A 13,358-nucleotide genomic window follows, 5' to 3' on the forward strand; every position below is an offset into this window, starting at 1 on the left:
CAGGCCAGGACGCTGATATTGCCGCAGCGCCAGCCCTTTTGGAACTCGCGCCACCCATGTCTGCCCTCATTGGCGACAAAGGGTACGACGGCGATGGCTTTCGAGCCGAAATCGTCGATCGTGGTGCCAAGCCCGTCATTCCAAACAAATCCAACAGGGTCACTCTCCACAGCTTCAGCAAACGCGCCTACAAGGGGCGCAACGTCATCGAGCGCTGTTTCTGCCGCCTCAAGGATTTCAGGCGTGTCGCAACTCGCTACGACAAACTAGCCACGAACTTCTTGGCTGCCGTCCATCTCGCCGCCATCGTTGCCTATTGGATCAATTGAGTCCGAGCCCTAATCCCTTCGGTAATAGAGAGGACACCTCGTGCCCCACGCTGAATACAAGGTTTATGGCTCGGTACCCGAGAAACGCGCTGCCACGGTCTTTGCTCCCAAGGTAGAGATGCGCATCAAGCGAAATACCTTTCACGTCGGGCATCGCATTCCTCCTCGCTCTTGAAGTGTTTAGGCGCAATCGAACATTCAGCTAACTCATCTCACCCAGACTACTCGGTTGTTGAGCATCCTGAAGAGACTGTGATGTGCAACTTCCAGTGCGGCTCGGTGATCCGTCGGCTCATAGATCCAGTGATCGCGATCGTCTTGCCCCCGACGCGTCCAGTTCTGCGCGTTGCACTTCGATTCTGTACTGCAGAATGAGCTTGACGATTGTGCGTTCCTTCCGGCGAAGCGTGCTCACCGAGGATGACGATAACTCGATAGGCCTCTCTATCTGTCGTCTGCGATCGATGCCAAGCGCCTCATTGGGTGTTATAAGACTCGCTCGGCTGCAGATGCCGAGTTGGAGTACGAGAGAAGGCCTTCGACAACTTTCGCCGCTTCTTCTGTTGCCTTCCCGCTTGTTTGATTGGCGACGCGGAGTGTCGAGAGTCCGACATGATCAAGCGGGAGATAAACGGATGAGGAGCTCGCATGGCTATCAAAGCTGTGTGTGGCTCGAAAGTCTTGATAAGTCGAAGCGCTATCGCTGTGCATGGCCCGAAAAGCATGCTAGCGGATACCCAGGTCGCGCGAAAAGGTCGTAACAGCTCCAGCAACTCTGCAAGAGTCGCGTGAGTTTGCGTTCGTATCAGAGTCTCGGCGCGCGGATTGCACAGAGTGGATACTCCAATTCGCAAGGCTCGGAGAGCTTTATGCGTTCTGCGCCCTACTCCCGCGGCCAGCCTCGAACAGCTCAGTACGTGCGCCTGTGCGGAACCGGCATTGCCTCGCGTGCAGTTCACGCCCATCTTCCGGAGGAAACTCGGTCGTGAATTGTCGGGCTCAACAAGGTGGCCCAATGTCGCGATGCCAATTCAACACTCCGACGATAACGCCTGAGCGCCGGACGCGTGTCCACGACGTGAAATCGTTATCGAGTTGGTTTTCGCGGCGAGTTGCGCGGCCACTACGCACAGCCGTTGGGCATTGCAGCGGGACACAGCAGATCGAACAGGGCTAATTGACATAGTGGATGTCGCAAGACCTTGCGCCACCACACTGATCGAGGAAGCAAAATTATGGGACGTCTCAGCGAAAAGGTCATTCTGGTGACCGGCGGGGCTCGAGGGATGGGGGCCGCTCATGCGCGCCTGCTGGTAGCGGAGGGAGCTAAAGTCGTGATCACCGATATTCTTCGTAAAGAAGGAGAGGCATTCGCGGCCGGCCTTGGCACATCCGCGATCTATGTGCGTCAAGACGTCGCTCAGCCAGAGGAATGGCGCCGAGCGATCGCGGCTGCGGAGAGCAACTTTGGCGCGCTGCATGGCCTCGTCAACAATGCGGGCATAGCCAGTATTGCTCCTATTGAGCAGTTTCCACTCGAGCAGTGGACGAAGACCCTTGCTGTCAACCTCACCGGTGTATTTTTGGGAATGCAGACTGCCCTGCCCGCCATGCGCCGCGCGGGCGGAGGCTCGATCGTCAACATCTCGTCGGTCGAGGGGCTGAGGGGTAGTGCAGGGCTTCACGCCTACGTTGCTTCCAAGTTCGGTGTGCGGGGCATAACCAAGTCCGCTGCTTTGGAGGCCGCTGCGTCTGGGGTTCGCATAAACTCAGTCCATCCGGGGTTAATCAACACTTGGATGACAAAGGACTTCGATTCTTCCAGTTTTCCCATTCCGCTTGGGCGGGCAGCCGAGCCGCCGGAAGTGTCGCAGGTAGTGTTGTTCCTGCTCAGTGACGCGTCCTCTTATCTTACGGGCTCCGAAATCGTCGTCGATGGCGGTCTGACGATCGGCGTCCCGTACAAGTGTCAGGCTCCCGAAAGCACCTTCTGACTACTGTCACATAAACGAGATCTGATCCTTTGCTCGCCCGGGCAAGCCCGCTGGTGTGGACAGCAAGACGCCGTGGTTCGTTGGTTCGAGCTTGGCGGCACTCTCCGGCGCGGCGTTCATGATCCCCGACGAGCATATGCGTGGCCGATCGCATTACCTTCTCGAGCGCTGAACCTTCCGGGTGGGGCGTTGGACGGTAGTTGGGACCCGGAAAGAGGGGTCGTCATCCGAGGTGATCCAGAGATGGAGGAACATTTCGAGTGCCTCTGGGATCTGTTCCGTTCGGTTCTACTGGCTGAAATACTCGGTCAGACGGCGATGGAAGCCGTCTATATCCTCCTCAGATTGAACGCGCCGTGCCCGAGGTATTCAATTGACCTATGATATCAGCAATCGCTAGCAGCCAAGGGTAGACTACGTGACGGCAAGGAAATTGAGATCCCAGGACCGGCGTTCCTACCCCAACATATTCTGAAACAGATTAGCCCAACCGAGCTTGGTGAACTGATGAATGAGTACCTGAGTTGAGGTGGGACGCTGTCTGACGTAGCGGACATCGGGCAACGGGCTGTGCCGTGCTTCTCCCGCGCGGTGACATTACCATCGACGTTGATGTCTAGAGAATAGCGCGCCCGGTGACCAGGTGGGGCTTTCCACTCCTGCCGCTGATGTCAACGGGCACCTTAGACGCACAATCGAAGCTGCCTAAATTGGGAAGCCTCGCGGATCGCGGCGATCTGCGCGCCAGGCAGGAGAATCGGCGCGGTCACGATCGGCGATATGGTGCTATTCAATACGCTTCTGCTTCAGCTCAATATGCTCTTTGAGACGGTCGCGAGGGCGATCTCTGACGTAGCGCGGTTGCGAGCCGACCTCATCCCTCTAGCTAGACTGTGGGCCGCACTAGAAGAGCGGCAAGCATCTCATGCTCACGATTTCAAGCCCTCCGCTGGCCAGCTCTCTTCCGAGAGCATTGGTCATGCCTACGACAACGGTCGCGGCGTTACTAACGTCTCGTTTAAGGCCGGGCGATCAGCAATACGGATGCATCGTCCCGGATGATCCAAGAGTGGCGAGACTGCTTGAGATTTTCCAACCCCCGAACGCTTTCCTTTCTCTCGATGGGAATCCGGGTCGGTTGATCTTCATTTTAAGCGCTGCCGTCCCCTCGAATGTCTTCCGGGTCCAGAACTTAACGGCCGCCAACCCCAGTGGCACACCCTCGATTGTAACTGCGAGGCTCGAATGAATCAGGATGCCGCAAACCGTGTGCGATCTGAGGCGGCCCGCCTTATCCCGTCCACCGTTTATGCTCTTGGTGATGCCGATCGCTTCTGCGGCGGCGCGATCACTTGTCAATTGGAAATGGCCGGCCAGAATGTCCGCTTCGCTGACCCGGTCATTAGAGAAGAAGCGGTAGGCGGCCTTGGTATTCGCCCAATCCTGGCAGACGAGCGGAATGCGTTGTCCCATGGGGCGTCCAATCTGCGTGAGCAGTTTGCGGAATTGTCGCCAAGCCGCTCGTCCCTAAACTCGCATCCACTACTCTCTCGATCAATCCAACATTCACCTTCCAAGGACCGCAAGCGGCCTTTTGCCGATCGATCCCTTAACGTCAGCCCCATAGAGCACCCCTTCGCGAATCAGGTGCTCAGCAAGGAATCACAAGTGATTCTTTCGATTCAAGATTTCGCCGATCAGCGGATCATCCCGAGTAGTCAAAGTTGTGGGTAATTCAAAGCCTCACCGGATGTTTACGCCCTGTTCGAAGCTGCCAACGTTGTTCTCAGGCGATCAACCCGATGGTCTCCGATGAAGGCCTGGGCGGTGCGTGTTGCCCACCGGCAAGGAAGCAAGCGTGCAAAGGTCGCGCTGGCCAGAAAGATGGCTGACGACCATCCATATCGATCAGCTTAACGTCGCGCTTCCGAGCGCGATCTCCGTCGTAAACGTCCACGACTTGGTTTCTGATCAGATGAGCCTATGCATCGTCCATTATTGCCTTTGCGCTATGAATGATATGTAATGCGCACGCCCGCAGTAGGATACGCGATCTTTCAATCGATCAGCCTGACCTGGACGGCTCTGTACTTCGAGCGCTGTTGATTGAAGCGAATTTCGAAAGTCACGCGCGTGACCGACACCAGATCAGACCCTGCGCAGTCGCGAAGGTCCGATATGTGCACGAACAAATCCTCCTGGTCGGCATCGTCAGGAGAATGAACCCCCAGCCCTTTTCAGCGTTGTACGATACCACCGTTCCAGTGCGCATCTCTGCTTCCAATATCTTGCGAGCTGAGATCGCCGCCTGCTGCTCCGGAGCTGCGGGTGCACTTTCCGCCGTTAACTCGTCTCGAACGCGGAACTCGTGGATTGGCCATCTGCTCTCCCGCTTAGGTGAGGCTGATGCTGTGCTACTTACCTGCCTTCTTGGTGCCGTCGTCCGACATGACGGCGACGAGCGCGAGCGAATGAGCGCCACCAGTTGAGAATCCTGATCTGATTCACCTCGCCTCACAGCAAACCGGCGGGGCGCACCAGGCGCTAGCCGCAACGAGCCCGCCCCTAACTCACCGCATCTGGAACATTCGGTGATGCTGCCCAGAACCGAGCAAGGGTCGTGCTGAATCGAGAATTGGAGGGTCTGCAGGCGCTTCGTGTGCGTCAAATTTGTTCGCCTTGGTCTGAAAACTGATGCTCGGCACTATCCGTCCCTGGTGGTCCCGCCGAACTTCGGACCAATGCAGGATGACGCTGGCGTGTCCGATACCGGGGTCACTGATACGTCGGGGTCCACAATTATTAAAGGCGTCGAACTGTCACTTTCTCTTTCGCACTACTTTCGGCGAAAGTTCGACCAGCCTCACTGATCAGCCTGGTCGCTGGGGAAAGGCAAACGGAGCAAGGGCGGAATCGTTCTTCGTTTTCCCGCTTAATTCTAAACGGCGTGTACGTGCCACACGCCGGATGATTTGCGCGCCGTCAGCCTATTTCACGCCTTGCGCCTCTTAACTTACCGAAGACCGATGGCTGTGCCTGAGACGATCCAACATCTTCCAGCCTTCGCCAAACAATTTCGAGCAGGATTGCTCCGCAAAATCCAGGTGGCACTTCAGTAGCTCAGAGGGAGTTTTAGAGTCCGCGAGAGTCTTCATGAAGGTGGCCTGATCGTGCAAAGAGGAAGCAGCCAGCTTTAGCGCGTCGCGGAGCGACGCGGCGAACAGGTTTGCTGTCGCTTCGATGGATTTTTGCCATTCCGGAACCGTAAATGAAATGCGCGATGCAGCTGCGGTGCTTTCTCCAGTATCATCCGTGGGGCCACCGGCTCCAGGGCGCGATGCCTCGGCCAGTTCGGGCCCTCCACGTGGTCGCCGTTCGCGTTTTCCGTCTTCGCCTAAGGTCTCTGGCATTGCATATCTCCCGAAAAGATTGCTAGGAGCTGGGTGGTTCGCTGCAGGTTTTCGAGCACCAGAGGTACCACAACCATCAACATGTTGTACCTGTCTTATCTGGTAGCGTTGGCTGCGAGGAAGAAGCGCGACATCCGTTGGGGCTTCCGTCCTCAGAACATTGGAACGGTGATCCAACAGCGCTAATGTGGTGTGATCAGGTTGTGTGCCCAGGCGGACTCGGCCACTTTCCGGCGCATATACGTTGGAGAGACCAATATCGAACTGCTTAGCGGCTGCCGCCGCTAGGCGCCGCATGAACCCTCTGTGCGTCCCCAATTCTGCTGTTTCAGGAGTCCATCGCTGAGCTCGAAATTCTCTGCGGTTGTGTAGTGACAAGCGGCGCGTTTGATCCGGTCTGAAGACGGAATATTGAGCTAAGTGACCTTGCCCCACGGGCTTAATCCAGTGTGAAGTTCGCTCTGGCCCACGACAAGAACAGAGCATGAAGCGCAGCCGCCTTTCGGAAGAGCAGATCATCGGGATTTTGAAGTAGCACGAGGCCGGCGTTTCGGTCGCCGGTCTGTGCCGCAAGTATGGCGTCAGCGACGCCAGCATCTACAAATGGAGGGCCAAGTTCGGCGGGATGGATGTCTCCGAGGCCAAGCGGCTGAGGACGCTGGAGGACGAGAACACGAAGCTGAAGCAGCTCCTCGCCGACACCATGCTGGACAACGCAGCCTTGAAGGACCTCCTGGGAAAGAACTCGTGGGAAAGAAATGGTGACGCCCGCGGCCCAGCGGAAAGCTGTCGCCCATCTCCTAGACGCCTTCGGGATGAGCGAACGGCAGGCGACCTAAAGCACATCGGCAGACGCGATAGCCGAAGCGGAGGCGGCTGTTCCGGCTCTACCGGGAAGAGAGGCTTCCGGTTCGTCGCCGTGGCGGCCGCAAGCGGGCGATCGGGACCCGGGCGCCGATGACGGTGCCGATGGCGCCGAACGACCTCTGGTCGCGGCGCCTACGCCAACGGCTATGAAGGAGCCCGTTGGCGCTCCTAGGCCAGCTATGCTGCGCAAGTGTCCCTCCACCGCTGCCGAGCAGCCGTGGGCACGTGCGTCGTCGCGTCGGTTGGAAGTCGCCGCTTGGTCAGTGCCGTGCCAGCGGCGCCTGGTCCGCGCGCAGCAACGTGGCGACAATTCCAACACCGCACCTCCGGCGCGACAGACCACCATGAACTCGTCGAGGCCGAGGCAGTCGAAAACGACCGGCACCGCGCGAACCGTAACTGCTCGGAGAACCGCTCGGAGGTGCGGTTGATCGGTAAGCGTTGTTCTCAGGCCACAGCTTTGAGGTCGTGACGGCAATAGGCCCACGCAAGCGGATCGACGTCGCCCAGCTTGCAGGTTTATGCCGCCCGCCGAACTATGCCGAACAGGGCAGCCTCATTCCATTCGGCATAGTCTTGCCGATGAGAGCGACTCGAGGAAGGCGAGTAGGCGGTCGTTCGGCTGGAGCGGGTTCGCTTGCCGCGCTCGCGCCGGTTAACGTAGTGGCGCAGCCCAGTTCTCGTCGTCGGATGCAATGTCACGAGCGGCGACTTGCCGAACTTGGTCAGCCGGACCGTCAGCACGCCGGCGTCGAGGTCAACGTCATCACGCTCCAGGCCATCGCCTCGGATATACGCATGCCTGCAGCCGGACAAGGTATGGTAGCTCCATCGGCGCAGCCCGTCCGCTGGCGCCAGAGCCAGCGCTGCCGTCAACAACGCATCGATCTCCGCGTCGCTAGAGACATAGGGCTTGGCGCGGTGGACGCCCGGGCTGATGTCGAGGGGCGACACCTTCGTTCTCGGATCGAAGTTAGCGACAGCGCGCGAACCCGCGCACGTCGCTCAATCGCAGCGCCCAGGATGCATGACGATCGGGCGGCAGCGTTGCCCATTTCCATTGCCAGCTTCTTGGTGATGATCCTGGCATTGCGCTTCTCCATGAAGGCGACGAACGTCGTCCATGACCAGTTGGCGAGCGGACACAAGCTTCGCGTGCTCATAATGGTCGATACCTTTTCGCGCTTCTCGCCGGCGCTGGCGCCGCGGTTCACCTTCCGCGGCACCGACGTCGTGGGAGGTGCTGGAAGGGGCCTGCAAGGAAGTGGGCTTACCGGCAACGATCCGCGTCCGATCAAGGCAGCGAGTTCGTGTCTCGCGATCTTGACCTCTGGCCTACCAGTGGGGCGTCACACTGAATTATAGCGGCCCGGCAAGACGACTGACACGGATATCGTAAACAAGCCCTATGTCGCAGAAGCCTTGCTTTGTCGGGATCGCGGCTTTGCCCGCCACCGGGACGTGAACCTCGTATACTCCTTCTCGGCGCATTCCACGCGTGCTCGTTCCTCGGCCCTCTTCGCGGGGATGTTGTATTCATAGGCCGATCTACGCTTGGCATGACTGCATTTCACTGATGAGTGAGCAGGGATTTCGCGCGATCATGAGCGCCGAATTCAGACGATCGTGAGCAGCCCGCTCCGGCCGAGGCGGTGATAGAGTCAGCGTTCTGGCTGCTCGTCAAGGGTGACGGTTTTGGCGTTGCGTTTTCGCATGCTTTCGCCGGCAAGCTGGAGGCGGTGAGCGTTATGGACGAGGCGATCTAGGACGGCGTCGGCTGTCTCCGATAACTTCGTGCCATGTGTCCACAGGGAGTTGGCGGGTTACGATGGTGGAGGCGCGGCCATGGCGGTCCTCGAGGACTTCCAGTAGATCGCGCCGCTCGGCGGCGGTGAGCACCGATAATCGTCCAAAATCAGAAGCTGGGCGCGGCCAAGGGTTTTGAGCAAGCGGGCATAGCGTCCATCGCCCCGCGCGAGCGCCAACGCTTCGAACAATCTTGGAACGCGATGATAGAGAACCGAGCGATTGTCGCGGCAGGCCTTGTGGCCGAGGGCACAGGCTAACCAACTTTTGCCCAATCCGGTCGCTCCGGTTAGGAGCAAATTCTCGTGCCGATCGATCCAGTTGCCACTGACGAGCTTGGCGAAGAGGGCCCGGTCGATACCCGCGGCGTGCGCAAATCGACGTCCTCCACGCAGGCATTCTGGCGGAGCGCGGCCAGCTTGAGGCGCGTGGTGAGCCGCCTGGTGTCGCGTTCCGCGGCTTCCCGGTCGACCAGCAGGCGGATGCGATCTTCGAACGGCAAGGCCTCGAGATCAGGCGATCGTCGCTGCTCCTCAAAGGCCTTGGCCATGCCGCTCAAGCCGAGCTCGATCAGGCGTTCGTGGGTGGGATGGTTGAGCATACAAGTCTCCTTGGCTTCAGTGGAAATAGTCCCGGCCGCGGATGTTGCCGTGGCGCAGGGGTTGGTGTTCGGAGGGTTCGTCGAGAAAGGTGCGATCCAGGCCGTTCTGGAGGATGGAGCGGATCGAGGCGACGGATCGCGCCTTGATCAGAATGCCGCGCCGACAGGCTGCGTCGACACGCTCGGCGCTGTAGCTTTTGACCAACGACAGAATGCCGAGGCAGGTGCGAAAGCCTTGCTCGGGATGCGCCCGGGTGGCGATCACGGCCTGGAAGAAGGCGGGCCCGATCCGCTCGCCGGCGGCGATCACACCGGCGGGCGTCCATTGGCCGTAGCGCAGATGGGCGCTGGGCATGTGGTCGGTGATGGTGGTGTGGCCGCGCCGGTTGGGCGCGCGAGCGTGGCTGGCGATCCTGCTGCCCTTGTGGAAGATCTCGACCGTCCTTCGTCAATGCGCGCATCGACGAGCTCACGGATGAGCCGATATGGCGTGGAATACCAGTGTCCATCGATCTCGATATGATAGTCGGGGCCGACCCGGCATCGCTTCCAGTGCGCGAAAGCGTAAGCCTGGTCCGGCAGCTCTATGAGCTTGGGGCTTGTCGAGTTCAGCGAACAGTTCGGCGCGGCTGGCGCCGAAGTCGCGCATCTGCCGGGCATTGAGTTCGACGACGAGCATTTTGATGGCTGCGTTTAGCTCCGCTAATGAAAAGAAGCGTTGGTTGCGTAGCCGCGCCAGAATCCATCTTTGGGCGACTTGCACCGCAACTCCGACTTTTGCCTTATCTTTTCGGCGCCGCGGCCAGGCTGCGAGAATGGCCGCGCTGTAATGGCCTTCCATCTCCGCATAGGTCGGTTGAGGCCGAGATCGTGGCGGTCGGATTGGTGACGGCGGCCTTGAGGTTGTCGCAGACCACGAATGTCGGCGCGCCGCTGAGGAAGGCGAAGAGGTTGATGTGGACCCAGACCCAGTCGGCGAGCCCCTCGCTTGGCAGGCCTCGGCGTAGGTACAGTTGGACGCACCCATCGCCGCGACGAACAGCTTCATCGACTGTACTTCCCCCCCACTTGAGGGGTCGATAACGTCGATGGTGTCGCCGGCGAAATCCACGAAAACCTTCTCGCCGCCCAGATGGGTCTGCCGCATCGAAGGCCGGGCTCGCCCCTTCCAGGCCTCGTAGGTCGTGCAGAACCATGTGTAGCCGAATCCATCGGGATGGGTGGCGCGATACTCATCCCACAGCAGCCGGGCGGGTCACGTTGCGCCGGCGCAGCTCCTTGTCGACATAGCCCCAGTCGGGAACGGACCGCTGTAAGCTCTGCGATGCAGGCCTCGGCGCAGGGAAAAGCAGCAGCTCCAGGTCTTCGTCAATCATTCCGGCCGGCAACGGCCAGTTCAGCCCGGCCGCCCGGCTCAGCGCACATAGCTGTGCGCAGCGCCGTTGCTGATGCCCAGGGTGTGCGCGATGGGTCGCTCCGGCAAGCCTTGAACATGTTTTAGGCGGAGAACCCCTTTGATCCGGCGCATCGACAATCTCTGGGTGGGCATCGGCCTTCGTTCACTGACGAGGCAGTTCCTAAGCCGGTTGAGTTGTCGGCCGAAGCGGGCTGAGCCGTTGAAAAGTTGCTCACGATCCCGCGAAACATGCAGCATGGCTGGTGGGTAATCCAGCGGGCGCAGTTCGACGCACGCGCGCCGCTCGCCACTGCACAACCGCAGAAAATTGCAAGCTAAGCAATGGCCTCCTGACCGCCGGAACCGAGAAGCCGACAGCGACGGTACATGCGGCGCAGACGCTAAAGCCGATCGAAATCGGTGTCTCCAACCTTTGTGCGCCGGCAAATGGCCAAGTCCGCCTGGGCACACGACGTGACTACACCCTTCATTGCATCGAGAGTCTTTGGGCGGCCACCCTTCTCGAGCTTCTTTCAAAACAATGCTGGGGCCCGCCGCGAAGCTGGTTGCGGTCGCGCATCTTCGGGCTGTCATGAGCCTGTCGGAACCGGCAGGCCTGTTCGATCGCAGCGCTGATGGAAAGATCTCCGCTATAGCTTCCTCCGGACGTGGCTCTCCGTGGTCGACTGCGCGATCTCGCCAACGAGCGGCGGCGCTTCGGATACCGCTGGCTATTCGTCTTGCTGCGTGAGGGCGAACCGTCGGGGATCAACCGGATCTGCGGACTTTATGGCAAGGAACGGCTCACCACGGGCAAGCGTGGAGCCCGCTGATGCAGGGGATTTAAGCAGCACTTTGGATACCGTTCGGGTGCGTTCATGTATAAGGCTTGTTAATGCGACCGATGCCATGGCCGCTGACCCTGATGGAGATCGCGGCGAGGTCTCATCTACGGGTCGCGCTTGTTGCGCCTAAAGCTCTTCGAGCTTGCTCGATGTCCAGCTCCGCCGGTGTCCATCATGCTGTCATTTGCCATCACAACGTAAGGTGGTCAAGATACGCTGAAGGGTCAGGCCGCGAGCTTAGGCCGATAGAACTCACCGGTCGTCATCATTGCCCAGATGATCCGAGCCAACTTGTTGGCGACAGCGACGGCAACAACCATGGGCCGACGCCGTTCAAGCAGGGCTTCGATACCGCCACCTCCGGCCCAGGACCGGGCCCTTGGATACCGAACAACGTTGCGTGTTCCGATGTCAAGCCAGTACCTGAGATCGGAATCGCCCTGTTTCGTAATCCGATCTAGCCGGTCCGTCCCGCCGGTGGAATTCCGCTTAGGCGTCAGGCCAAGCTAGGCCGCGAACTCCCGCGCGGAGCCGAACATGGTCGCGTCCAGCATCCGACGACACATCACCGAACGCCTCACCGGCCGAAGACGGCTCGACAGGGACCGCGCCACGACTGAAGTGGCAACACGGTTTGTTGAGCCCTAGCTCCACAAGTTCCAGCTCGAACAAATGCACGCCGCCTTTGCGCCCTCGCGCATTTTGTCCGAGAGGACCGCGATTGAGCCGGGCTTCATCTCAATCCTGAGCTTCTTCTTTTTGGGCCGTTTCGTGCGTCATAAGCTCAAGTTCGAAGGCGACGTCCACATAGATAACGCAGCTGCCGCGCGACCGGCTGTGGTGTCCTTACCCGTATGCTCGAGAGAAGAAAATTACTGCCTGTCCGACTTAAAAGCCCCTGATCGACTTGAAAGCCGGTAGTCCTGGTCCTCCGCTTGAATGAGCAAGGTGGGAGCGGAGGTCAGGGCGTGCGCCGCGACCTTCAACGTGATGGCAGCCGACCATTTCTGGCAGGGTGCCAGCCGGAAACTTAGAGCGTAAGATGGTAGGCGACTTTCTCTCACCCGGAGAGCAGCACAATGGAACCTCGCATCCAAATCCTCCGGGAGCTTATTGAAGATCAAATTGAAGTCGTCGCGGCGGCCATCTGCGAAGGCAACGGCGCTTTAGAAGCCGAGCTTCGTTTGGAATGGCTTACGCGCGAGCTGGTGAGCGGGCAGCGCGTTTTTACTGACCAGAGCATAGCCTGAACGGGCTTTAGAGGCTGCAGTCGGCCTCTCGCATGCCTCGGCCCTTCTCTCAAGCAACCGCGCTCAAACTAAGAGCCTTCTAGGCCAAATGAGCTGCTGCCGGTTTGATGGACACCAGGTTAAGCTAATCCCACCTTGCGCTCGAACTGAACCGGGCTGAGATAGCCGATGGTCGAGTGCCTGCGGATCGTGTTGTAAAATCTTTCGATGTAGTCGAACACATCGGCTCGTGCCTCGTCTCTGGTTCGGTAGATCTTGTTGGCGGTCCGTTCGGTCTTGAGCGACGAGAAGAAGCTCTCCATCGCTGCGTTGTCCCAGACGTTGCCGGAACGGCTCATGCTGCAGAGAATGCCGTGGTCGGCCATCAAACGCTGGAACTGCTCGCTGGTGTACTGACTGCCCTGGTCGGAGTGGTGCAACAGGGCGTCCGGCTTGCCGCGTCGCCAGACGGCCATCAGCAGGGCATCGGTTACCAACTGAGCTGTCATGGCGGCGCTCATCGACCAACCCACCACCCGGCGTGAGAACAGGTCGATCACCGCTGCGGCGTAGAGCCAGCCCTCGGCCGTCCAGAGATACGTAAAGTCGGCGATCCACTTCTGGTTCGGCCGCTCGGCGGCGAACTGCCGGTCAAGGAGGTTCGCCGGCCCGGTCTCGAGCTGTCGATCGCCGCTGTCCTTCGGCAAGCGCCGGCGTCGCGGCCGCGCCCGCAAGCCTTGCAGGCGCATCATCCGTTCGATTTGGTGCAGGCCACAGTCCGCCCCATCGGCGAGCAGATCACGCCACACCCGGCGCGCACCATAGGTGCGGTCGCTCGCCATGAAGCTGGCCTTCACCTTGCCGCCGAGCTCTTCGTCGCT

At 59.7% G+C, this 13,358-nt stretch carries 9 protein-coding genes and 5 pseudogenes; 7 read left to right on the forward strand and 7 right to left on the reverse strand.

What is annotated here, in order from left to right:
- The 3 genes from GA0061099_RS37260 to GA0061099_RS40790 all read left to right on the forward strand — a co-directional run.
- The coding region (locus GA0061099_RS37260; protein ID WP_074448549.1) for an IS5/IS1182 family transposase at positions 1 to 329 on the forward strand (329 nt) is incomplete at its 5' end.
- Between the two features lie 1,235 nt (positions 330 to 1,564).
- Positions 1,565 to 2,323 (forward strand): glucose 1-dehydrogenase, encoded by a 759-nt coding sequence (locus GA0061099_RS37265; protein WP_074448550.1) that lies wholly within the window; start codon positions 1,565 to 1,567, stop codon positions 2,321 to 2,323.
- Between the two features lie 72 nt (positions 2,324 to 2,395).
- The gene (locus tag GA0061099_RS40790; protein WP_074448551.1) at positions 2,396 to 2,707 is read left to right on the forward strand and encodes an oleate hydratase; all 312 of its coding nucleotides are present in this window, start codon (positions 2,396 to 2,398) and stop codon (positions 2,705 to 2,707) included.
- Positions 2,708 to 3,355: 648 nt separating this feature from the next.
- Here the strand turns inward: GA0061099_RS40790 and GA0061099_RS37280 are convergent.
- The gene (locus tag GA0061099_RS37280) at positions 3,356 to 3,796 is read right to left on the reverse strand and encodes a transposase DNA-binding-containing protein (protein ID WP_050996298.1); all 441 of its coding nucleotides are present in this window, start codon (positions 3,794 to 3,796) and stop codon (positions 3,356 to 3,358) included.
- Positions 3,797 to 5,331: 1,535 nt separating this feature from the next.
- Complete coding sequence (locus GA0061099_RS37290; RefSeq protein ID WP_036031912.1) at positions 5,332 to 5,733, reverse strand: hypothetical protein; 402 nt, start codon at positions 5,731 to 5,733, stop codon at positions 5,332 to 5,334.
- A gap of 484 nt (positions 5,734 to 6,217) precedes the next feature.
- On the opposite strand from GA0061099_RS37290, the pseudogene GA0061099_RS39565 reads away from it, so the two are divergent.
- Positions 6,218 to 6,726, forward strand: a pseudogene (locus GA0061099_RS39565) (transposase); the annotation flags it as partial.
- A 393-nt stretch (positions 6,727 to 7,119) separates the two neighbouring features.
- On the opposite strand, the gene GA0061099_RS39570 reads toward GA0061099_RS39565, so the two are convergent.
- Complete coding sequence (locus GA0061099_RS39570) at positions 7,120 to 7,554, reverse strand: site-specific integrase (protein WP_050996299.1); 435 nt, start codon at positions 7,552 to 7,554, stop codon at positions 7,120 to 7,122.
- 153 nt (positions 7,555 to 7,707) lie between these two features.
- Here GA0061099_RS39570 and GA0061099_RS37305 point away from each other — a divergent pair.
- Positions 7,708 to 8,025: pseudogene (locus GA0061099_RS37305) on the forward strand (integrase catalytic domain-containing protein); the annotation flags it as partial.
- Between the two features lie 236 nt (positions 8,026 to 8,261).
- Here the strand turns inward: GA0061099_RS37305 and istB are convergent.
- Both istB and istA read right to left on the reverse strand, forming a co-directional pair.
- Positions 8,262 to 9,007: pseudogene (gene istB / locus GA0061099_RS37310) on the reverse strand (IS21-like element helper ATPase IstB).
- A gap of 16 nt (positions 9,008 to 9,023) precedes the next feature.
- A pseudogene (gene istA / locus GA0061099_RS37315) lies at positions 9,024 to 10,556 on the reverse strand (IS21 family transposase).
- Between the two features lie 344 nt (positions 10,557 to 10,900).
- Between istA and GA0061099_RS42490 the strand changes: the two are divergent.
- Positions 10,901 to 11,233 (forward strand): annotated as a pseudogene (locus tag GA0061099_RS42490) (IS3 family transposase); the annotation flags it as partial.
- A gap of 239 nt (positions 11,234 to 11,472) precedes the next feature.
- Here GA0061099_RS42490 and GA0061099_RS39575 read toward each other — a convergent pair.
- Positions 11,473 to 11,748: a hypothetical protein gene (locus GA0061099_RS39575; RefSeq protein WP_276327061.1), complete on the reverse strand. Its 276-nt coding sequence runs from the start codon at positions 11,746 to 11,748 to the stop codon at positions 11,473 to 11,475.
- A gap of 579 nt (positions 11,749 to 12,327) precedes the next feature.
- On the opposite strand from GA0061099_RS39575, the gene GA0061099_RS41710 reads away from it, so the two are divergent.
- Positions 12,328 to 12,498, forward strand: a complete 171-nt coding sequence (locus GA0061099_RS41710) for a hypothetical protein (RefSeq protein ID WP_157786092.1) — start codon at positions 12,328 to 12,330, stop codon at positions 12,496 to 12,498.
- A gap of 119 nt (positions 12,499 to 12,617) precedes the next feature.
- Here GA0061099_RS41710 and GA0061099_RS37330 read toward each other — a convergent pair.
- Positions 12,618 to 13,358 (reverse strand): IS3 family transposase (locus GA0061099_RS37330; RefSeq protein WP_141697782.1); only part of this gene is annotated, 741 nt, incomplete at its 5' end.

It is taken from the genome of Bradyrhizobium yuanmingense (genome assembly GCF_900094575.1).
GTDB classification, from domain to species: Bacteria; Pseudomonadota; Alphaproteobacteria; order Rhizobiales; family Xanthobacteraceae; genus Bradyrhizobium; species Bradyrhizobium yuanmingense.